18 protein-coding genes and 2 tRNA genes are annotated in these 21,648 nt (G+C 30.7%); 13 read left to right on the forward strand and 7 right to left on the reverse strand.

Annotated features, from left to right (window positions below; translation table 11 throughout):
• Nucleotides 1-43 precede the first annotated feature (43 nt).
• Both ACQY1Q_RS12625 and ACQY1Q_RS12630 read left to right on the forward strand, forming a co-directional pair.
• Nucleotides 44-970 carry a mevalonate kinase family protein gene (locus ACQY1Q_RS12625; RefSeq protein WP_431005681.1) on the forward strand — a complete coding sequence of 309 codons (927 nt, stop codon included), beginning with the start codon at nucleotides 44-46 and terminating at the stop codon, nucleotides 968-970.
• Nucleotides 971-984: 14 nt separating this feature from the next.
• A complete protein-coding gene (locus ACQY1Q_RS12630) occupies nucleotides 985-1,902 on the forward strand; it encodes a geranylgeranylglycerol-phosphate geranylgeranyltransferase (protein WP_431005682.1) in 918 nt (305 codons plus the stop codon).
• Between the two features lie 88 nt (nucleotides 1,903-1,990).
• On the opposite strand, the gene ACQY1Q_RS12635 is transcribed toward ACQY1Q_RS12630, so the two are convergent.
• From ACQY1Q_RS12635 to ACQY1Q_RS12650, 4 genes are all read right to left on the reverse strand, one after another.
• On the reverse strand, nucleotides 1,991-2,167 hold the full coding sequence (locus ACQY1Q_RS12635; RefSeq protein WP_431005683.1) for a hypothetical protein: 177 nt from the start codon (nucleotides 2,165-2,167) through the stop codon (nucleotides 1,991-1,993).
• Nucleotides 2,168-2,171: 4 nt separating this feature from the next.
• Nucleotides 2,172-5,504, reverse strand: a complete 3,333-nt coding sequence (locus ACQY1Q_RS12640) for a leucine-rich repeat domain-containing protein (RefSeq protein ID WP_431005684.1) — start codon at nucleotides 5,502-5,504, stop codon at nucleotides 2,172-2,174.
• 76 nt (nucleotides 5,505-5,580) lie between these two features.
• Nucleotides 5,581-6,801 carry a hypothetical protein gene (locus ACQY1Q_RS12645; protein ID WP_431005685.1) on the reverse strand — a complete coding sequence of 407 codons (1,221 nt, stop codon included), beginning with the start codon at nucleotides 6,799-6,801 and terminating at the stop codon, nucleotides 5,581-5,583.
• A gap of 167 nt (nucleotides 6,802-6,968) precedes the next feature.
• Nucleotides 6,969-8,027 (reverse strand): hypothetical protein, encoded by a 1,059-nt coding sequence (locus ACQY1Q_RS12650; RefSeq protein ID WP_431005686.1) that lies wholly within the window; start codon nucleotides 8,025-8,027, stop codon nucleotides 6,969-6,971.
• Nucleotides 8,028-8,157: 130 nt separating this feature from the next.
• Here ACQY1Q_RS12650 and ACQY1Q_RS12655 point away from each other — a divergent pair, with 130 nt between their 5' ends.
• The 11 genes from ACQY1Q_RS12655 (at nucleotide 8,158) to rodA (ending at nucleotide 20,852) form a co-directional block, all read left to right on the forward strand.
• Nucleotides 8,158-11,055 carry a ligand-binding sensor domain-containing protein gene (locus ACQY1Q_RS12655; RefSeq protein WP_431005687.1) on the forward strand — a complete coding sequence of 966 codons (2,898 nt, stop codon included), beginning with the start codon at nucleotides 8,158-8,160 and terminating at the stop codon, nucleotides 11,053-11,055.
• Nucleotides 11,048-11,671, forward strand: a complete 624-nt coding sequence (locus ACQY1Q_RS12660) for a response regulator transcription factor (RefSeq protein WP_431005688.1) — start codon at nucleotides 11,048-11,050, stop codon at nucleotides 11,669-11,671. The genes ACQY1Q_RS12655 and ACQY1Q_RS12660 overlap by 8 nt, the downstream gene beginning before the upstream one ends.
• 147 nt (nucleotides 11,672-11,818) lie before the next feature.
• The gene (locus ACQY1Q_RS12665) at nucleotides 11,819-12,673 is read left to right on the forward strand and encodes a pseudouridine synthase (RefSeq protein ID WP_431005689.1); all 855 of its coding nucleotides are present in this window, start codon (nucleotides 11,819-11,821) and stop codon (nucleotides 12,671-12,673) included.
• Between the two features lie 256 nt (nucleotides 12,674-12,929).
• A complete protein-coding gene (locus tag ACQY1Q_RS12670; protein WP_431005690.1) occupies nucleotides 12,930-13,385 on the forward strand; it encodes a GAF domain-containing protein in 456 nt (151 codons plus the stop codon).
• A gap of 95 nt (nucleotides 13,386-13,480) precedes the next feature.
• Nucleotides 13,481-13,603, forward strand: coding sequence for a hypothetical protein (locus ACQY1Q_RS12675; RefSeq protein WP_431005691.1), 123 nt, complete (start codon nucleotides 13,481-13,483; stop codon nucleotides 13,601-13,603).
• Nucleotides 13,604-13,737: 134 nt separating this feature from the next.
• Entirely contained in the window at nucleotides 13,738-15,264 is a 1,527-nt protein-coding gene (gene purH / locus ACQY1Q_RS12680) for a bifunctional phosphoribosylaminoimidazolecarboxamide formyltransferase/IMP cyclohydrolase (RefSeq protein ID WP_431005692.1), read from the forward strand.
• Nucleotides 15,265-15,346: 82 nt separating this feature from the next.
• Entirely contained in the window at nucleotides 15,347-16,375 is a 1,029-nt protein-coding gene (locus ACQY1Q_RS12685; protein WP_431005693.1) for a rod shape-determining protein, read from the forward strand.
• Nucleotides 16,376-16,390: 15 nt separating this feature from the next.
• Nucleotides 16,391-17,218 (forward strand): rod shape-determining protein MreC, encoded by an 828-nt coding sequence (gene mreC / locus ACQY1Q_RS12690; protein WP_431005694.1) that lies wholly within the window; start codon nucleotides 16,391-16,393, stop codon nucleotides 17,216-17,218.
• On the forward strand, nucleotides 17,211-17,717 hold the full coding sequence (gene mreD, locus ACQY1Q_RS12695; RefSeq protein ID WP_431005695.1) for a rod shape-determining protein MreD: 507 nt from the start codon (nucleotides 17,211-17,213) through the stop codon (nucleotides 17,715-17,717). The genes mreC and mreD overlap by 8 nt, the downstream gene beginning before the upstream one ends.
• Entirely contained in the window at nucleotides 17,714-19,594 is a 1,881-nt protein-coding gene (gene mrdA, locus ACQY1Q_RS12700; protein ID WP_431005696.1) for a penicillin-binding protein 2, read from the forward strand. The genes mreD and mrdA overlap by 4 nt, the downstream gene beginning before the upstream one ends.
• Complete coding sequence (gene rodA / locus ACQY1Q_RS12705) at nucleotides 19,575-20,852, forward strand: rod shape-determining protein RodA (RefSeq protein WP_431005697.1); 1,278 nt, start codon at nucleotides 19,575-19,577, stop codon at nucleotides 20,850-20,852. The genes mrdA and rodA overlap by 20 nt, the downstream gene beginning before the upstream one ends.
• A gap of 235 nt (nucleotides 20,853-21,087) precedes the next feature.
• Here the strand turns inward: rodA and rpsT are convergent, their stop codons facing one another.
• From rpsT to ACQY1Q_RS12720, 3 genes are all read right to left on the reverse strand, one after another.
• Nucleotides 21,088-21,339, reverse strand: coding sequence for a 30S ribosomal protein S20 (gene rpsT / locus ACQY1Q_RS12710; RefSeq protein WP_431005698.1), 252 nt, complete (start codon nucleotides 21,337-21,339; stop codon nucleotides 21,088-21,090).
• A 35-nt stretch (nucleotides 21,340-21,374) separates the two neighbouring features.
• Nucleotides 21,375-21,446, reverse strand: a tRNA-Glu gene (locus tag ACQY1Q_RS12715).
• Between the two features lie 128 nt (nucleotides 21,447-21,574).
• Nucleotides 21,575-21,646: transfer RNA gene (locus ACQY1Q_RS12720), tRNA-Glu, on the reverse strand.
• Nucleotides 21,647-21,648 lie beyond the last annotated feature (2 nt).

Below are 21,648 nucleotides of genomic sequence, written 5' to 3' on the forward strand. Positions count from 1 at the left end.
GAAGTTTTACTGTATTTTTGTATCGTTATAAATAAAAACATCTATGAAGGGACCTTTATTTTATGCTAAGATTTTACTCTTTGGAGAGTATGGAATTATTAAAGACTCTAAAGGGTTGGCAATTCCTTTTAATTCTTACAAAGGAGCTTTAAAATCAGCTAAAAACCTAACTGGTGAAGCTAAAAAGTCTAATGATAATTTAATTAGATTTTATAATTATTTATCTACTTTAGACACTAGCATTGTATCGTTTGACTTAAAAAGTTTAAAAAACGATATAGATAACGGTATGTATTTTGACTCATCAATACCTCAAGGGTACGGAGTTGGAAGTTCAGGTGCCTTAGTAGCTTCTGTTTATGATAAATATGCGAATGATAAGATTACCGTTTTAGAAAACTTAACAAGAGATAAATTGTTAACTTTAAAACAGATTTTCTCATTGATGGAATCTTTTTTTCACGGGAAAAGTTCCGGTTTAGATCCATTAAATTCTTACTTAAGTTTACCTATTTTAATTAATTCTAAAGAAAACATTGAAGCTACCGGTATTCCCTCTCAAAAAGAAGGTAAAGGAGCTGTCTTTTTATTAGATTCTGAGCAAATTGGTGAAACGGAACCTATGGTTTCTATTTTTATGAATAAAATGAAAAACGAAGGTTTCAGAAAAATGTTAAGTGAAGAGTTCTCTATTCATACTGATGCTTGTATTGAAGATTTCTTACAAGGAAATATTAAATCATTATTTGGCAACGTAAAAAAATTATCTAAAGTGGTGTTAACCAACTTTAAGCCTATGATTCCTTCTGCTTTTCATAAAGTTTGGGAAAAAGGGTTGCAAACTAATGATTATTACCTAAAGCTTTGTGGTTCTGGTGGCGGAGGTTACATTTTAGGATTTACTGAAGATTTTGAAAAAGCTAAAAATAGTTTAAAAGGATATAAATTAGAATTAGTGTATCGTTTTTAATTACGTTTTTTGCTATGAGTAGTACGTCAAAAGCAAATACACTATTTTTAAAACTCTTTAGCCTTTTATCTGTTATTAGAGGATATAATATTTTAATATTAATAGCAGCCCAATACCTAGCTGCTATTTTTATTTTTTCTGAAGAAAAATCTTTACGTGTTATCTTCGATCTTCATTTACTTTATTTGGTTTTAGCTACTATCTGTGTTGTAGCAGCCGGTTATATCATTAATAATTTTTACGATGTTAAAGCGGACAGGATTAACCGACCTATTAAAGCCGGGTTAGATTCTTACGTAAAACAAGAAACGAAACTTTCTCTCTACTTTATTTTAAATTTTATTGGCTTTGGTTTTGGCTGGTTAGTTTCTTGGAGAGCAGCTTTATTTTTTGCTGCTTATATTTTTGGTATTTGGTTTTATTCCCATAAACTAAAAAAGCACCCTATTTTTGGGTTAATTTCTGCTACCATTTTAACCATCCTTCCGTTTTTTGCCATTTTTGTGCATTATAAAAACTTTTCAAAAGTAATTTTTGTACATGCTTGTTTTTTATTTCTCGTTATTATGGTTCGTGAAATCATTAAAGATCTAGAAAACATAAAAGGTGCTATTGCTAATAATTACACTACTTTTCCGGTAAAATTTGGTGAGGAAAAATCTAAAAAAATAATTGTTTTACTACTGATTTTAACATTGGTTCCTGTAGCTATTCTTTTTAATTATCCGGCAATAGCCTACATGAAGTATTACTTTTATTTCGCCGCTTTTATTTTAGTTTTTGTTGGTTTTTATACATTTAAAGCAACTAATAAAAATCAATACAGATTGTTACACAACGTATTAAAACTATTATTATTAATAGGTGTTTTTAGTCTTCTTTTTATAGACAAAACTTTAATTTTAGACAAGGTGGTACATGTTTTAGATTAGCAAATACACATTAACTTCATATAAAAAATCCTGAGCAAATGCCCAGGATTTCATTCAACTAAATTTACCCCCTTCTAAATAAACATAGCTAAAAACCTTCTCCGGGTGTTTCCGGACTTTGTGCTTGTGCTTTTTTTGGATTTAACAACATATAGGTTCCTAAAGCTGTTAAAGCAGTGTACTTACCATAGTTACCTATTTTTTTTAAAGCTTCTTTTCTTGTTATTTCCGTTATGGTATTTGAACTTTTAATTTGTTTTTTCATCTGTTTATAAGATTATTTTTTGGGTAATTTGTTTATCGTTGGTCTTAAGATTAACTATATACACACCTTTTGCTAACGTTGGTATATTTACCTTGTTTTTATGTTGGTTTACTTTACTTTGTTGAACTAGTTTTCCTTGCATGTTATAGATATAAACTTCTCCTTCATTTTTCAATCCTTTTAGTTGAATTAAATTCTCTTCTGTTTTAAGTATTGTTACATCTGTTTGAAAAACCTCATCATTAGATAATGATTCTGCTCGCGTATGTAAGTAAAAACGGTTTTTATTATTTTCCTTCTCTTTAAGTGTTATTGTGTATGCTGCCGTTTCATCTGTTAAATCAGTAAACGTGTTCGTTTTTTTATCTTCCAGTAAAACCTTAACGCCAATAGGTAACTGATTTGCTTCCACTTTAATAGTAAGTTCTTCTCCTACTATAGCCTCAATTCCAATAGGAATTATACTATTTTCTATTTTATCTTTAGGCAAGCATTGTATTGCAAAATGAGTTCCGTTACCTTCTGCAACCAAATTTGTGTAAATTGATACTTCCGTTTTATCAGCATTAAATACACCTGCATCATAACCAATATCTAAGCCATCGGTTGCATCATCTAAATATTTAATAATTGTTTTTTGTTTCTTTTCTTTTAATTCAAGTCTTAATGCTATTTCCGTTAAAGAATCCAACTTTCTTCCTGCATAATTATTAGGAAGATGTACTAACGAAACACTTTTATAATCTACATTTGAAACATCTGTACTTGTTTTTACAAAAAAACCTTCCATAGGAGTGATATATTTTTCACTGGTGGTATTATTAACCACATCGTAAGAATTGGTATCTGGATTCCAGAAATATAAGGCAGCATAAGCCGGATCTAATTTAGCACCATTAATTGCTAAAAAGTTATCTGCTTTATTGGTAGCGCTATTAACCGGAATAGAGGCTAAATAAGGATTCCCCATTAAATTCCAACCATTTTTAGTTCCTTTATTTGTTCCGATTGTATAATTAGACAACAACAAAGCGGCATCTACGTTTTCTTGAATTTTTCTTAAATACATTGAAGAAGAAGCCATCATTTTTACAGCTACTCCTTGTCCCTGACTTAACAAATCTTGAGACAAGCTATTAAAATAGCTCCACCCTGTACTTCCTGTATACGAATTGTTATAAGTTGCTAACCCTTTGTTGGTACCGGTACCTGTGGCCAAGGTTGAATTGGCAATTACTTCTTGTGCTATAATACCAGAAGACGGTAACGAGAACAAATACCATTTAGTAGGATCTAACGCATTTCCTTTATAACTATTTTTAGTAAATACAAAAGCCCCTACTCCACTTGTTTTAGAAGCTAACAAAGAACCTACAGCGTTATACATAAGCCTTCCTGTATTAATAAACTCATCTGTAACGGTAAGTTTCCCATAAAGATGTAATACGCCTTGGTTGGTTATCTTTTTAACCTCATAAAAAGTATTTTGCGGTACTATTATAGTTGACGTGTTAGGTATTTCTACTACTTCATCTTGGGTTGGGACATGTCCTAAACTCCAATTAGCAGCCTCATTCCAGTTTCCTGATGCATTTGTTGTAAAAGTATTTTTAACTCCCCCACAGTTTTCACTATAAGTGGTAGCAGCATCTTTATTGGTCCAATTGGTAGTACTATAAGCTGCATCGTCAACTTGTACACAAGTAAGGTTAGGGTTACGAATAATATTGAAAGAAGTTATAGCTGTGTTCGCTCCACTTTTAAGATTTAAATTAGTCAATTGGTTATCGTTGACTATACAATTTTTCAATACTGCTGCCATACTCAAATCAAGTTCTACTAACCGATTACTATCTCCATAGAAAGATTCGAGCAAAGTGCTGTTTCTTATGTCTAAATTTGTCAACTGATTTCCCGAGATATAAAGATTTTTTAAAGCTGAAGCAGTACTTAGATTTACACTGGACAATTTATTATTTTTAGCAAGAAGACTAATTAATGCTCGATTGTTACTTAAATCTAAACTGGTTAGTTGATTGTTTTCAAGATCAATATGTATTAAATCTTTATTATTACTTAAATCTATGCTAGATAACTTATTTCTCGCCCCGGCTAAAACAAGTAGATTTACGTTATTTTTTAAATCAATATTTGTTAACTGATTAAACTCGAAATTAAGGGTAGTAATAGCAATATTAGCACTCAAATCTAAACTTGTTATTTGGTTATATGAAACTACAAGTTCTGTTAATAAATGATTATTGCTTAGGTTTAAACTCGTTAGCTGATTATTATAAACATAAAGTTTTTCTAGATTGGTAATGGTACTTACCTCAATACTCGTTAATTGATTATTATAAACATAAAGCTTTTTTAAATTGGTAATAGTACTTACCTCTATACTCGTTAATTGATTTTTATAGGCGCGAAGCTCTGTTAAAGTTATAAAATCTTGAATCCCTGTTAAATCTACGATACCTTTGTTGGAAACATCCAAATAGTTTATTGAATTAATATTTTCAGTTTTTACATAATCGTCTAATACATCATCGTATCCTAAATCAATCAAAGCCTGTTCAAAATTATCATCAGGAACATAGGTTTTTGGGGTACAATCAACATTATAACTAGCTGTATAATCTTTAGCCCACCCCCAAGGTCTGCTAGCTGTTGTATTGTCAACCTGAATACATTTTAAATCCGGATTCTGTGTTGTACTAAAATTAGTAATCAAGTTATTAGCTCCGTTTTTTGCATTCAACCACGTTAATTTGTTATTTTCTAAATAAATAGCTATTAGAGCGGTATTTTTTGATAGGTCTAACGAAGTAAGTTGGTTACCTGCAGCATAAAAGTACTGTAAACCTGTATTTTGTGAAACATCTAAGCTTGACAACTGATTGTTGTTAACTTTAAAACTGTAAATTTTTTTATTTTTTGAAATATCAATACTTGTTAACTGGTTTTTATACAGAAAAAGTACTTCTAAATTTGTGTTGTTTGATACATCTATTGCAGTTAACTTATTCTCATAAGCATCCAAACGTGTTAAGGCTGGGTTAGATGATATGTTTATAGATGTAAGTACATTATTGTTTACAAAGAGTTCTTTTAGTGAAGTAAACCCTTCTATCCCTGTTAAATCGGAAATGTTTTTTGAAGGAATCACTAATTTTGTTATTGTATTAATATTAGCTGTAGACACATAATTATCTAAAACAGTATCGTACCCTAAGTCAATTAAGGCTTGTTCAAAATTATCGTCAGGAACATAGGTATTTTGAGCAAAAAAAGTGATGCTTGAAAGGCAACACAAGAAAAGTAGTATTTTTTTCATGATTTAATATTTTATGGCAAAAGTATTTTGACTCACAATTTTTTACTTCACCCTAAATGGGTGATTTTTCTATTACCTAGTATATTTTTTTGGAAAACAAATAGGCCTGTTTTTTATTAACAACTACCACCTCATAACTCCCTTTGGGTAGAGCCATAAAACATTCTTTTTCATCATTTTCTACCTCAACAATATCAACCGGGACTGCTTTATTAATAGGCTCTTCCTTTTCATAAGCCAAAATCATTACCGGATATTCTATTTCTAATTCCTCAAATTTTATACTTACTTTTTTCGTTTCTTCTGTAAACAACCAATTAGGTCTGTTATTTATATAGGTTGTGTTGGGATGAAAAACAGCAATATCTGTAAAACTTTCCCTCTTGGTATACGGATATGGTTTTGCCTCTTTATCAATAAGGACTATAGAGTTTGTTGCCTGCACTGCTTTTAATAAGGGCAAGTTGTAAATGGAATTACTTCTTTCTGAAAATGTTGTTTGATTAATTGTGAGTGGATTAATTCCTGTAAATTCTGCAAGCCTGCCTGCCATAGCTTTTTCCCATGAGCGATGCTTACCTTCTAATGCATGATCAAAACCACAATGAATTAGCACTTTATCATTAGGATGCTCATCTAGTATTTTTTGGATATTTCTTGCCTGTGTTATTTCTCTTTCCTTACCATTTTCATCAAAAGTTTGTTCATAAGCAAAAACGTGATATCCTATTTTTAATGCTTCACGAATCAAATTACCGAATTGCGGATCTCTGGTATAGTAACCTGAGGTTTGAATTGGATATTTTCTTTTATTTAGTTCTAAATCTTTTTCTTCACCATTTGCCAACGCCTCTAATCCTATGTGTCTGTAGCCATAATTAAATAATTTTTGTAAAAGTGATGCTGTAAATTTTCTATGAAAGGAATTGTGATGAGCTTCATTTATAATGGTTACTCTTGTTTTTTGAGCTTCTTTAACAATATAATCAACTGCACTTTTTTTACTGTATATGTTGTTTATAGAATCTATTTTAAAAGATGGGTATTGCTTTTCTTTAAGAGGAAAAACAGAATCCCACACTCTTAAAGCATCTTTATAATTTCCTTTTAAAGCATATTCGGAAGCTGCTATTTGAAATCTCCAAGGCAATGAATCACTTGCTAATTTAGCTTCTATTTCATCATTAAATTTATACGGTAACTCATACTCTATTTTTTGAAACTCTAGGTTGTTTTTACAGGAAAAGCATAAGGTTAGTATTAGGTAAAATAAGATGATGTTTTTTATTGCTTTCATAATTCTTGCGTATTTGTTTACACAAAAGTAAAAAGCAACCGAAGTATAGTTTTCACCTTAAACGGGTGATTTTAAACACATAAACCTTCTTAAAAAAGAAGGTTTATGTTTACAATACTTTCTATTATGACACAAAAAGTATTGCTATGTATATTGAGAAAAAAGAATTACTCTACAAAAACTCCTTGTGCATAAAAATCTTCTTTCCCACTAGACAAATTAGTCACAACACCATCTATCCATAGTTTAGAAATATAATTACGCTCACTATTTCTTTCTTGAAAACTTACATATACTTTGCCATCTTTCACAAATACATTACTTGCATACGAATAAAAAACACCTTGTCCTAAATCTGTCGTTTGTCCGTTTTTCCATAGTTGAGCCACATAAACATTATTCGCAATTTTTGTATGACCGGTAACATATACATCTTCACCATCTACAAAAATACTAACAGGCACAAAATTCACGTCAGCTATAAATTTTTCAACTCTCCTTCCATTTTTCCAAAGTTTAGGTATGTAGTTAGTCCCGTCATATTCTCTTGCTATAGCATAGGTATCATTATTTGTAGTAACAAATAAATCAGCAGGATACGCGTTAAAATTACCATCTGTTAAACTTATAGGCTCTCCGTTTTTCCAAATTTTTGCAACCCCAGAAGTTCCATTACTTTCACTTCCTAAAACATACACATCTTTTCCTAAAACACGAACTCTAACCGCCGGTGAATAACGTCCAAACATTTTTGCTTTTGTTTCTTCTTCATATTTACTGGCACTGAGGGTTATATAAGTAACTTCTCCGTTCTTATATAACACTATATTTTCTTTTACATAATCGTATCCTAACAAATAAGTATCTGCACCGGAAACAAAAATATCTGTAAACTCTACGTTCTCAGGAACTATTAATTCTGCTCCGTTTTTCCAAATTTTATATTCATTTTTATTTTTAACCGGATTGTATCTTGTTCCTAATATATATACATCAGAATTCGAAACATATAATCTTTGCGCAGACGCCTCTTCACTTTTATCAGTTATGTTAACTGACTCCTCATTTTTCCATAATTGTATATAATTGTTGTTTGTAGTAGTATCATACCCTGTATTTAAAACATATACATTTGTTGTTTCATTTATATCTGTTGCACTGTCTTTACTGCATGAGTTTAAAAACACAAAAAGACATAAACTCAGAATTCTTACTATATTTTTCATTTTTTATTATTTTAATACATAATTACTTTTGCAAAACTAGCTTGAACAACATGTTGAGACTTCACCCAAAAAGGGTGATTTTGTCCATTTATTTTTATAGATATTTACATTCCGATTTTGTGTGTTTAAAATGAAGTGTATTCATACCAACAATTTTCTGTTCTTTTTTATGGTTTTACTTACTTTTTCCAGTAAAGCTCAAAAACCTGTGTATAATCATTATACCACAGAAAACGGACTACCTCACGATATTACTTACCAAATAATACAGGACACAAAAGGATTCATTTGGATTGGTACAGATGATGGTTTTACTATGTTTAACGGTACTGCTTTTTCTAATTACTCCAGTGGCGGATTAAAATCTAACTACGTTATTGACATTCTTGAAGATGTTAAAAATGATCAATTTTTACTGGCTACCTGGGGAGGTGGGCTTCATTCTTTAAAAAATGATAGTATTTATAAGTTTGAAGATAAAAATGATAGTTATACTAAAATCAACAAACTTTATCCGTTAAACGATTCTATTATTTATGGAGCCTCCAATACTTCCAGGCATTATTTTTATAATTTAAAAAGTAAAAAAGTAACTTCTCTCCAACTTCAGTACAATATCAAAAAAGGAAAATTATATTGGACAGATTCTGTTACCGGAAATGATCCTTATATAAAAGATATTAACCTGTCTTATATTGATAATAAGGTATACGCACATGCTTCCGAATTAAACACTACCGAAAAAAACACCATTATAGGTGCATACATCCTTAACAACAATACGGTAAAGAAGGTTAACATTCCCAAGCTTAATTCCAAACCAATTCATGCCATTATTAAAAGTAACGGCTATCTGATAACTTCTTCTTTTAATGAACTGTTTTTTTATGACGGCAACCAATTTTTAGAACAACGAAAATTACCATTAAATCCGGGAAAAATTATTCAACTTAAAGTTTTTGGCAACAATATTTACTTCGTTTTTATTGATAAAAGTGATGGTTTACGTAAGCTTTATCGTTATAACATTCAAAACAACTATCTAACCAATATTTCTAAAAAACTACATTTAAAAAGCTCTGTTTCCGACTTCTTTTTTGACACCAATCATAGTTTATGGGTTACTACATACGGTCAGGGAGTTTACCAATTATTAGATACCAAAAATGTTTTTTTTGATGCTTCCTTTTTTGAAAACCCTGATTTAAGAGATCTTATTAGCAATCATGGAACGATCATTACCATTGCTCCCAATATTATATATCATATAAATGAAGAACAAAAAGTAACTTCGAAAAAAATTCCATTCCACACAGAATATTTTCAATTAAAAGGAAACGATAGCATTCAGCTAATTATGCATAATAAAAAAGAAGATAGCTATCAATCATCTTTTCTAAACTATACACTTCTTAACAAAACTTCAAAATCTTTTGTTTTTTCTTTTGATTCCTTACATATTGAAGTAAAACAGAACATATATACCATTTATAAAAACCGTCAAGTTGTAGCACAACATAAATTCCATACCGATGAAGGCTCTTTTATTAGAAAAGCTGTATTTCATCAAGGAAAAATATATGCAGTATTTGGAAGACTCGGAATTTATTGCCTTGATATAAAGACAGGCAAGGTTGAAAAATGGGATCAATTAAAAAACATCTATGCTAATAATTTTACAGACATCGCAATTCAAGATACTACAATTTGGGTAGGCACTAACGTAGGCGTATTTAAAATAACTCCTTCTAAAACCACACACCATACTATTAATGAAGGACTCTCTAGCAATCATATAAATAGCTTTTATATTGATTCTCATAATGTTTTATGGGTAGCTACCCAAAAAGGATTAAATGTACTGTATAAAAACACATACTATGGTGTTGATAAAAGTCTTGGACAAGAATCTACTTCTATAAAAAAAATAACGGAAGAAAGTAATTATATTTACGCAACCGGAAATAAAGGACTTTTCAAATTAGACAATCTCTACCCGTTTCATCCCACAACAAACACTAAACTTATTGTTAAACAAAACCATTATAACTTTACCCTCAATACCATAAACTACGTAAATCCGAAATCTATTGCTGTAGAATACCAACTAAACAACAACCCTTGGATAACAACTACAAGCAATGAAGTAACCTTTAAAAACCTTTCTCAAGGCAATTATGAAATAGTATTCAGATATAAAGACAACTTATCTGAATGGAAATACTCAAAACCCTATACTTTTAAAATAACACTCCCTTGGTATCAGCAAACATGGTTTTATATTACCGTTACTATATTTATTTTAGGTTGGATTGTGCTTTTTCTGTTTTGGGGACTTCAAAAAAGTATTAGAAAAAATAAAGAGTTAAAGAAAACCATTGATGAAAAAGAAAAGCTACAAAAAGCATTAAAAGAAGTGCGTAAAAATGTTGCCAGAGATTTCCATGATGAGCTTGGAAACAAACTTGCCAGCATTTCTATAACCTCCAATATGCTTATTGATACCACCTACGCTACCAATACAGAAAACAAAGAGAAAAAATTAAAACAAATAAAAAAAGATGCCGACTATTTATACCATGGCATGAAAGACTTTATTTGGTCATTAGATCATAAAAACGATGACCTACAACAATTACAGGTATATTTAAACGATTTTGGTGAAAGTTTATTTGAAAATACTACTATTGCTTTTTACTCAACTCATAATTTTTCTACTCAAAAAATTATACTTCCTTTTTATTGGAGTAAACAGCTCGTTTTAATTTTTAAAGAAGCCATGACTAATGTCCTAAAACATAGTAAGGCCACTAAAGTTTACTTAAACTTTGAACTAGAAAATAATGTCTTAAAAATTATTTTAAAAGATAATGGTATAGGATTTAAAATACATGAATTAAACCGCTTAAACGGAATTAAAAACATGCAGCACAGAGCCAATTCTTTACATCAACAAATTACAATTGAAGCAAACAATGGAGTTGTTATAACTTTTACCGGTACCCTTAAAGAAGAACAAAATGAGTAAATTAAATGTTATTATAATTGAAGATCACGAAAGTATTTTAGAATCATTTAAAGAAATTATTAACTCTTCTGATAAATTTCAGGTAAGTGGTGCATTTTTATCAGGCGAAGAGGCTTTGAACTTCATTAAAAAAAACAACATTCCTCAAATTATGTTAGTAGACATTCAACTTGGAGGTATAAATGGTATAGAAACCATTAAAGAAGTAAAAAAAATAGCTCCCTCAATTTTACCTATTATTATTTCCGTGCATGAAAATTCAAAATATATTTTTGAGGCCTTATGTGCCGGGGCTGTTGGGTATTTAAATAAAAATACTACTCCAAAAGAATTAATAACTGCTCTTGAACAAACTCACAACGGAGGTGCCCCCATGAGCAGTAACATAGCCCGAAAAGTAGTAGAATCATTTCAATCACCTCATGAAAAAGAACTCTCTGAACGAGAAAATGAAGTGCTTACCTTACTTGCTAAAGGAAAAAGCTACGCTTCTATTGCTGATGAACTTTACCTATCAATAAACACCATAAAAACACACACCCGTAATATTTACGAAAAACTTCAGGTAAACAGCAAAAAAGAAATCATGGAAAAATATGGCGATAAAAACAATTAAACTTTACAATCTGTCAATTATTCCTACTTTTTTAACTACCTCATTATCTTTCTTTTAAAAAAGAACACACAAGTGTAAAATTCAACACCTTTATTATTAATTTTCAAATAATTAGTGTACTTTTGCACGCATTTTTAAAACATAAATATGAACTCAAAAAACTCGTCGAGAGGACGACAAGCTGGACGCAACAGCAATCCTCACAATAATAGCAATAACAACAAACCACAGTTCAAAAAAAACTTTAGAAAGGATAAACCTTCAAATAAGCCAACACAAGCTAAATCAGAAGAATCAGGAGTTCGTTTAAACAAATACATTGCTAACTCCGGAATTTGTTCAAGAAGAGAAGCTGATACTTACATTCAACATGGTAGCGTTACTGTTAACGGGAAATTAATTACCGAAATGGGATATAAAGTGCAGCCAATTGATGAAGTTCGTTTTGATGGCACGTTAATTTCAATGGAGAAAAAGCGTTACATCTTATTAAACAAACCAAAGAATTACATTACTACCATGGAAGATGATCGTGGAAGAAAAACAGTAATGGATTTAATTCATAATGCATCTGCTGAACGTATTTATCCTGTAGGTAGATTAGACAGAAACACTACCGGTTTATTATTATTTACTAACGATGGTGAATTAGCAAAAAAGCTTACGCATCCTAAACATAATGTTAGAAAATTATACCATGCTACATTAGATAGAAAACTTTCTTTGGCCGATTTAGAAAAACTAAGAGGTGATGTGGTTATTGATGGTAAAAAAGTTTTTATTGATGCTATTTCTTATATAGAAGGTGAAAAGAAAAACGAAATCGGTATTGAAATTCACTCAGGAAGAAACAGAATTGTTCGTAAAATATTTGAACATGTTGGTTATGAAGTAACCAAATTAGACCGAGTTATTTTTGCCGGTTTAACTAAAAAGAATTTACCTAGAGGTAGATGGCGTGAGTTAACGCAATTAGAACTCAACAACTTACACATGATATAACAATAATAAACTCCCATTTTAATTTTGGGAGTTTATTTATTATCGTTTTCATTTCAGAAATTTTAACATTCATTTATTAAACCGTTTAACCAATAAAACTGAGTACTAATCGTTTTTATTTACAAATTTGACAGTATTCAACTCAGTAATGAAAAAGTTATTTTTTAAAGACATACATTAAAAGCGTTAAATATTTCTATAAAAAATATCATACCGTTACTTTTGTGTATTTTTTGCACGATTTATTAAAATAAACATGAACAACATACAAGAAATAAAAGATTACGTTGTTGAAATAACCGAAGGAAATTCAACTAAAGAAGAAAAATTACAACAAATATGTGATTATTTAGCTTCAAAAATTTCATATTACGACTGGGTTGGCTTCTACTTTAGAAACGGAGATAAAGAAGAACTTAAACTAGCACAGTTTAATGGTGAACCAACTGAGCATACCATCATCCCTTTTGGTAAAGGAATTTGTGGTCAGGTAGCTGTTAGCAATAAAAACTTTGTTGTACAAGATGTAAGCGAACAAGACAATTATATTTCATGTGGATGGAAAGTTAAATCAGAAATAGTAATTCCTATTTTTGTTGACGGTAAAAACATTGGACAAATTGATATTGATTCTCATACGGTTAATCCATTTACAGAGGCTGATGAAGAATTATTAGAGTTCGTTTGCAAAAAAGTTAGTGCTTTTGTGTAAAAAAAAGCGTAAACACTTGATTTTTAAAGTTTTTTTTATTTTATTTGAAAAATAATTATCAACAACTTTATTAACATTTTTAATTCCCTTAAATTATGAGTAGTAAAGACTTCCCCACTTATGCTGCTTTGAGTGACAACACTCAAACAAAATCACAACAATCGTTAGTAGAGAAATTCACCACTTGGTTTAGAAATTTTCTTGAAAACGCAGAATGAAAATTAAGAATTTTCATCTTTGTTGAACAAAACGCTATCTAAAACGTAACTTTTAGATAGCGTTTTTTACTTTAAAAAATATTGTGAAACCCTCAAGGTTTTAGTAATTTTGCTCGCTTAACAACACAACAAAAATGAACAGCACAAAAACTATTAAATCTGCATTGATTTCTGTTTTTCATAAAGACGGATTAGAGCCAATTGTAAGAAAACTGAACGATTTAAATGTTACCATTTATTCTACCGGTGGTACTGAAAAATTCATTAAAGATTTAGGAATTACTGTGATTCCTGTTGAAGACGTTACTTCTTACCCTTCAATTTTAGGCGGCAGAGTTAAAACGTTACATCCAAAAGTTTTTGGAGGAATATTAAACAGACAAGATCATGAAGGTGATATTGCTGAAATGGAAGAGTTTCAAATTCCTCAATTAGATTTAGTTATTGTAGATTTATATCCGTTTGAAAAAACAGTTGCTTCAGGAGCATCTGAACAAGATATTATCGAAAAAATTGATATTGGTGGAATTTCACTAATAAGAGCTGCTGCAAAAAACTTTAAAGACACCGTAATTGTTTCTTCTATGGAACAATACGATGAGTTTTTATCAATCATTACAAACAATAACGGACAAACTTCTATTACAGAAAGAAAAAAGTTTGCTGCAAAAGCATTTAATGTTTCTTCACACTACGATACTGCTATTTTTAATTATTTCAATGAAGATGAAGTAGTATATAAAGCAAGTGAAACTATTTCTAAAACATTACGTTATGGGGAAAACCCACATCAAAAAGGTTTTTTCTTTGGAGATTTAGACGCTATGTTTGATAAATTACACGGTAAAGAATTAAGTTACAACAATTTACTAGATGTAGATGCAGCTGTAAACTTAATGAACGAATTTAAAGGTGAAGATCCTACTTTTGCTATCTTAAAACACAATAATGCTTGCGGTTTTGCTCAAAGAGCAACAATGCACCAAGCCTATGTAGATGCATTAGCAGGTGACCCTGTATCTGCTTTCGGAGGTATTTTAATTGCAAATGCAACTATTGACAAAGCAACTGCAGAAGAAATTCATCAATTATTCTGTGAAGTAGTAATTGCTCCTGCTTATGATGACGATGCTTTAGCCATTCTTAAAGAAAAGAAAAACAGAGTTATTTTAGTACAAAAAGATATAGAGTTACCAACTCAAACCGTAAGAACAGCTTTAAATGGAGTATTAATTCAGGATAAAGACAACAAAACTGATAAATTAGAAGATTTAACGTACGCTACAAACAATAAACCTTCGGAAAAAGAGTTAGATGACTTATTATTTGCTTCTAAGATTTGTAAGCACACAAAATCAAACACCATTGTTTTAGCAAAAAACAAACAATTATGTGCAAGCGGAACCGGGCAAACAAGTAGAGTTGATGCATTAAGACAAGCTATTGAAAAAGCTAAAAGCTTCAATTTTAATTTAGAAGGAGCTGTAATGGCAAGTGACGCTTTCTTCCCGTTTCCGGACTGTGTTGAAATAGCAGATAATGCGGGGATAAAAAGTGTAATACAACCCGGGGGGTCTATTAAAGATCAATTAAGCATTGATTATTGTAACGATAATGATGTAGCTATGGTTTTTACAGGAACAAGACATTTTAAACATTAATGAGTTTTGATGTAAAAACAATGTATATTTTTTATAGATTTGTGAAAATACATCAATAATTTAGATAAAACATAAAGATTTTATGGGGTTTTTCGACTTTATGACCGAAGATATTGCAGTTGATTTAGGAACTGCTAACACGTTAATAATTCACAATGGCAAAGTGGTTATTGATAGCCCTTCTATTGTTGCCAGGAATAGATTAACGGGTAAAATTATTGCTACGGGTCATGAAGCCAATAGAATGCAAGGAAAAACTCATGAAAATATAAAAACGATTCGCCCTTTAAAAGATGGGGTTATTGCAGATTTTCAGGCTTCAGAAGAAATGATAAAGGAATTTGTAAAAAAAATTCCTGCCATTAAAAAGAAGCTTTTTCCGCCTTCTTTACGTATGGTAATCTGTATTCCTTCCGGCATAACAGAAGTAGAAAAACGAGCAGTAATTGACTCTGCACGTCATATGAATGCTAAAGAAATTTATCTTATTTACGAACCAATGGCCGCGGCAATTGGAGTGGGTATAGATATTATGGAGCCTAAAGGAAATATGATTATTGATATAGGTGGGGGTACTACTGAAATAGCTGTAATAGCCTTAGCAGGTATTGTATGTGATCAATCAGTAAAAGTAGCCGGAGATTTATTTACTAATGACATCATGTATTACATGAGAACTCAACACAACCTATATGTTGGTGAAACTACTGCTGAAAAAATAAAAATCCAAATTGGTTCTGCTACCGAAGATTTAGATACTCCTCCTGAAGATATGATGGTTCAGGGTAGAGATTTATTAAGTGGGAAGCCTAAACAAGTACAAGTTTCTTACAGAGAAATTGCAAAAGCACTCGATAAATCTATTCTTCGTATTGAAGATGCCGTTATGGAAACATTATCTAAAACACCACCCGAATTAGCTGCTGACATTTATAATACAGGAATTTATTTAGCCGGAGGTGGTTCTATGCTAAGAGGATTAGATAAACGTTTATCTCGTAAGACTGATTTACCGGTGTATGTAGCTGAAGACCCGCTAAGAGCCGTAGTTAGAGGTACTGGAATCGCATTAAAAAACCTTGAAAAATACAAATCAGTATTAATCAAATAAAAGTTATGATTATTTATGCAACAGCTTGTCTATTTCTTACAGAAGTATAAATATTTCTTGTATTTTCTATTTTTAGAAATTATAGCTGTTGCATTAATCATTAACAACCATTCTTTTCATAAAAGTAAATTTATCAATTCAGCTAATGCTGTTTCCGGAGGACTCCTTAATAAAGCAAGCAATATTAGAACCTACCTAAATTTAAAAACAGAAAACGAATTACTTTTAGAAGAAAACACCGCTTTAAAAAACAAGCTTGATTTTTTTTACACTGTTACAGATACTGTTGGAGTACATTATGCAATAGATACATTAAATTTTAATCAGCAATATAAATATATCAGCGGTAAAATTATAGACAATAATTACAACACTCCTTACAACTTTTTAACAATTAACAGAGGTAAAAAAAACAACGTTTTGCCTGAAATGGCTGTTATAAATAGCAAGGGAGTTATTGGTATTACAGAAAATGTTTCAAACGGATATGCCAGAGTGCAATCTATTTTAAATAAAAACAGTAAAATTAACGCTCGTTTTAAAAACAGTAAGCATTTTGGTACACTAGAGTGGAACGGTGAAGATTATACCATAGTTCAACTGACAGACATTCCAAGACAAGCTGTAATGCAAATTGGAGATACAATTATTACCGGAGGAAAATCTTCAATATTTCCAGAAGGAATTCCTATTGGAACTATTGAAAGTATTCCTGAAAAAATATCAGCATTAAATACCATAAATGTTAAACTGTTTAATGATATGACTAATCTTGGCAGTATATACATAATAACAAATTTTCATAAAAACGAAATAAAAGCTTTAAACAATCAAAATGAATAAAACTCTTTATCTTATATTTTTATTTTTCTTTTTTGTTTTATTACAGGTTTTGATTCTTAATAATATTCTTTTATTTGGTTACTTAAATCCGTATTTATACATAGCCTATATTTTTATTTTTCCCTTAAAACAAAAACGAGTTCCATTTTTAACCATTAGCTTTTTGTTGGGTTTATGTATTGATTTTTTTTCAAATTCGGGAGGAATCCATGCTTTTGCCACACTTTTCATAGCTTACATACGCTTATTTCTTGTAAGAACTATTTTCAAAAAAACAGAATCCGATTATTTATTATTTAGTTTACGAATGGAAACTTTTGATAAAGTATTCAATTATGTAACAATTTTAACAGTAATTCATCACTTTATCTTATACAGCTTCATTAACTTTAGTTTCCATAATTTTTCAAATATTATAATCAATACACTATTATCAAGTGTATTTACGTTAGTACTATATTTTTTAGGAAGTTTTATCTTTAGAAAAAAACTATCATGAAGCGAAGTTTTTTATTAATATTTCTAATTACCCTTGTAGGTTTCATATATATAGGCAGGCTTTTTCAGTTACAAATTCTTCAACAAAAAAAACAGAATACAACTGTAAGTTCTACTGTTAAAATTGAATATGACTATCCAGAACGAGGGTATGTTTATGACAGAAATGGAAAATTACTGGTTGCAAACCAACTTTCATATGATGTTATGATTGTTCCTAAAGAAGTAAAACCTTTAGACACCTTACAATTTTGTTCACTTTTAAACATAACTAAAGACGATTTTTTAAAACGCTTTGATAAAGCTGAAAGTTATGCCAGATGGCTTCCTTCAGTTTTTCTAAAACAACTTTCTAAAGAAGACTTTGCTTTTTTACAGGAAAAACTCCAAAAATTTAAAGGCTTCTACATTCAAAAACGTATTATTAGAAACTACCCTATTAAGTCGGCAGCTAATGTTTTAGGATTTATTGGTGAAGTTAATGAACAAAAAGCCAAAACAAGCAACTATTATGAACAAGGTGAATTAATCGGTAAATTGGGTATTGAAAAACAATACGAAGAAGTCTTAAGAGGTATCAAAGGAAAAAAATACTTTACCAGAAACAATCTTAATGAAATAACCGGACCTTATAAAAATGGTTTATTAGATACTCTTGCTGTTCCCGGTAAAGATTTAACCTTAACTATAGATAGTGAATTACAACAGTATGGAGAATCACTAATGAAAGGAAAAAGAGGTGGTATTGTTGCTATTGAGCCTAAAACAGGTGAAATTTTAGCTCTGATTACTGCTCCTTCATACGATCCTAATTTATTAGTAGGTAGAGAACGCTCAAAAAATTCAGGAAAGTTATTTTACGACTCTATAAATAAACCTACGTTTGATAGAGGACTTCAAGCTATGTATGCCCCGGGATCTCCTTTTAAAATTATAAATGGATTAATTGGGTTGCAAGAAGGTGTTATTGATGAAAACTTTTCTGTTCGTTGTTATCATGGCTATAGATATGGAAAAAGGAAAAATGAATTTATGGGATGCCACTGTGGTATTGTTGGTTATCCTATCCGACTAAAAACAGCCATCGCAAAATCTTGTAATAGTTACTTTGCTACTACTTACAGAAAAATTGTAGACAATGCTGAAAACCCAAAAATAGGACTAAACAACTGGAGTAAACATGCTAAAAGTTTTGGTTTAGGCAACTATTTAGGCTATGATTTGCCAACAGGTCAAAAAGGTAGAATTCCAGACTCTACATACTATAACAAATGGTACAAATATCGATGGGGAGCTACCACAACTATCTCAAACGCTATTGGTCAGGGAGAAGTAGAATCAACTCCTATTCAATTAGCAAATATGACTGCCGCCATAGCTAATAAGGGTTTTTATTTTAGACCTCATGTTGTAAAACAAATAAACAAACAAGCTATAACCGATACTCTTTATACTAAAAAAGTAAATACAACTATTGATTCTAAACATTTTAATGTAGCTATTGAAGCCATGCATGAAGTATTTACAAAAGGAACCGCCAAAGGAAGTAGAGTAAAAGGTATCGAAATTTGTGGAAAAACCGGTACCGCTGAAAATTTCACTAGAGTTGACGGACAGAAAATACAGCTTCCGGATCACTCTATCTTAGTTGCTTTTGCACCTAAAGATGATCCTAAAATAGCCTTAGCGGTTTATATTGAAAACGGTGGATATGGTTCTACTATTGCTGCACCTATAACCAGTTTATTAATTGAAAAATATTTAACCGGTAAAGTTGAACGAACATATGTAGAGGAGCGAATGTTAGACTTAAGCCTGCAACACGTATATAATAAACTTATTCCTAAAATAGATACCATTGCGCAAGGAACGAAATAATATATTTGCTGATATAGACTGGATTTTGATTATCCTGTATGTGCTATTAGTCATTTTTGGATGGATTAATATTTATGCTGCATCATCAAATGAAAATAGTCGAGAGATATTTAATTTTTCAACCCGTTACGGGAAACAACTTATATGGATAGGACTTAGTGTTCCAATTATAATTTTTGTTCTCTTTTTTAATTCTAAATTTTACGAAAAGTTCTCAAGTTTACTCTACCTTATCTCTCTTGTAATTCTTGCAGGAGTTTTAGTATTTGGAAAAAAAATTAACGGAGCAACTTCTTGGTATAGCTTTGGGGGTATAGGGTTACAACCTTCTGAGTTTGCTAAAGCTTTTACCGCCCTTGCCTTAGCTAAATTAATGAGTGACAGGCAATACAACTTAAAGCTTTTAAAAAACCAAATAAAGGCTTTTATTATAATTTTTACACCGGCTTTTCTTATTGCCTTACAGCCCGATATGGGATCTGTTCTAATTTATTTTTCTTTCTTTTTTGTGCTTAATAGAGAAGGATTAACTCTTGCTTATTTTATATTAGGAGCTGTGTCCATTATCTTATTCTTACTTACCATATCCTTTGGAATAAAATGGGTGTTAATTTCTAGTCTATTAATTATAACACTCTATATAATATATGCTGTCTATAGAAATAAACGTTTTTTACGATTCAATCTTTTCAAAATTATTAGCCTCTACATTATTACCACCATTTTCATAACTGTTATTGGTTATACATATAATAATGTATTAGGACAACATCAAAAAGATCGTTTTGACATATTATTAGGTAAAATAAAAGATAATAGAGGTATTGGGTATAATACTTATCAAGCTCAGCTTACTATTAGCTCCGGAGGTTTTTCAGGTAAAGGATTTCTTAAAGGAGACAGAACACAAGGAAATTTCGTTCCGGAACAAGATACCGATTATATTTTTAGTACCGTAAGTGAAGAATGGGGTTTTATAGGAAGTACATTAGTAATTATACTCTTTATGCTCCTTTTATACAGAATTATCTACTTAGCAGAGACACACAATAATAAATTTGGAAGAATTTACGGTTACGGTGTGGCTTCAATAATCTTTTTTCACGTAATTGTAAATGTAGGAATGGTAATAGGACTGCTCCCTACTATAGGAATTCCTTTACCTTTTTTTAGTTATGGAGGTTCTTCTCTTTGGGGTTTTACATTGCTCCTTTTTATCTTTATACGTTTAGACGCTCATAAAAAATACGATTGGTAAGCTAAAAATTCATTTACTAATACTACCTAGTTTTATTTTTAGATCTAGAACATCCAAGAAACTAAAGTCTAATTAAGCTGAACAAAACTAAATAACAATAGAACTTCTTGTAAAGGATAATACTTGATAACTTTTTTCTACAAAAGTACAGTACTAATATTAAACTTATTTAAAAAAAACAAAAAAGGTACCTCAAAAGAGATACCTTTTTAACTATTAACTAACCTTAAAACTTTTATAAAGCAGCAACGTGCTTAGCCAATTTTGACTTTAAATTAGCTGCTTTATTTTTATGAATAATGTTGTTCTTTGCTAATTTATCTAACATTGAAACAACTGACGAAAACATACCTTCTGCTTCCTTCTTATCTGTAGCTGCTCTTAATTTTCTTACAGCATTACGAGTTGTTTTATGCTGATATTTATTTCTTAAGCGCTTTGCTTCGTTACTTCTTATTCTCTTTAATGCTGACTTATGATTTGCCATTTTACTTAAAACGTTAAATGTTTATAAAAAACTTGTAGTCCGTACGGGAATCGAACCCGTGTTACCAGGATGAAAACCTGGCGTCCTAACCCCTAGACGAACGGACCATTAGTTACAATCTGATTTCTGATTGCGGGTGCAAATATACTATTTTTTTTTATACTTACAACCTTTATCATTTTTATTTCTTGATAAAAAAAGCTCCGACTATTACATCTGAGCTACTAAGAACTTGTAGTCCGTACGGGAATCGAACCCGTGTTACCAGGATGAAAACCTGGCGTCCTAACCCCTAGACGAACGGACCTC

The organism is Tenacibaculum sp. TC6 (genome assembly GCF_050606265.1).
In the GTDB taxonomy this organism is placed as follows: Bacteria; Bacteroidota; Bacteroidia; order Flavobacteriales; family Flavobacteriaceae; genus Polaribacter.

What these genes read in the sequence shown, in the direction of transcription:
- ACQY1Q_RS12650 (WP_431005686.1), bottom strand. Translation starts at nt 8,027, where the DNA reads ATGAAAAATATAGTAAGAATTCTGAGTTTATGTCTTTTTGTGTTTTTA.
- ACQY1Q_RS12665 (WP_431005689.1), top strand. Translation starts at nt 11,819, where the DNA reads ATGAACTCAAAAAACTCGTCGAGAGGACGACAAGCTGGACGCAACAGC.
- ACQY1Q_RS12645 (WP_431005685.1), bottom strand. Translation starts at nt 6,801, where the DNA reads ATGAAAGCAATAAAAAACATCATCTTATTTTACCTAATACTAACCTTA.
- ACQY1Q_RS12685 (WP_431005693.1), top strand. Translation starts at nt 15,347, where the DNA reads ATGGGGTTTTTCGACTTTATGACCGAAGATATTGCAGTTGATTTAGGA.
- ACQY1Q_RS12630 (WP_431005682.1), top strand. Translation starts at nt 985, where the DNA reads ATGAGTAGTACGTCAAAAGCAAATACACTATTTTTAAAACTCTTTAGC.
- ACQY1Q_RS12635 (WP_431005683.1), bottom strand. Translation starts at nt 2,167, where the DNA reads ATGAAAAAACAAATTAAAAGTTCAAATACCATAACGGAAATAACAAGA.
- purH (WP_431005692.1), top strand. Translation starts at nt 13,738, where the DNA reads ATGAACAGCACAAAAACTATTAAATCTGCATTGATTTCTGTTTTTCAT.
- ACQY1Q_RS12660 (WP_431005688.1), top strand. Translation starts at nt 11,048, where the DNA reads ATGAGTAAATTAAATGTTATTATAATTGAAGATCACGAAAGTATTTTA.
- ACQY1Q_RS12675 (WP_431005691.1), top strand. Translation starts at nt 13,481, where the DNA reads ATGAGTAGTAAAGACTTCCCCACTTATGCTGCTTTGAGTGACAACACT.
- ACQY1Q_RS12655 (WP_431005687.1), top strand. Translation starts at nt 8,158, where the DNA reads ATGAAGTGTATTCATACCAACAATTTTCTGTTCTTTTTTATGGTTTTA.
- mrdA (WP_431005696.1), top strand. Translation starts at nt 17,714, where the DNA reads ATGAAGCGAAGTTTTTTATTAATATTTCTAATTACCCTTGTAGGTTTC.
- mreC (WP_431005694.1), top strand. Translation starts at nt 16,391, where the DNA reads ATGCAACAGCTTGTCTATTTCTTACAGAAGTATAAATATTTCTTGTAT.
- ACQY1Q_RS12670 (WP_431005690.1), top strand. Translation starts at nt 12,930, where the DNA reads ATGAACAACATACAAGAAATAAAAGATTACGTTGTTGAAATAACCGAA.
- ACQY1Q_RS12625 (WP_431005681.1), top strand. Translation starts at nt 44, where the DNA reads ATGAAGGGACCTTTATTTTATGCTAAGATTTTACTCTTTGGAGAGTAT.
- mreD (WP_431005695.1), top strand. Translation starts at nt 17,211, where the DNA reads ATGAATAAAACTCTTTATCTTATATTTTTATTTTTCTTTTTTGTTTTA.
- ACQY1Q_RS12640 (WP_431005684.1), bottom strand. Translation starts at nt 5,504, where the DNA reads ATGAAAAAAATACTACTTTTCTTGTGTTGCCTTTCAAGCATCACTTTT.
- rpsT (WP_431005698.1), bottom strand. Translation starts at nt 21,339, where the DNA reads ATGGCAAATCATAAGTCAGCATTAAAGAGAATAAGAAGTAACGAAGCA.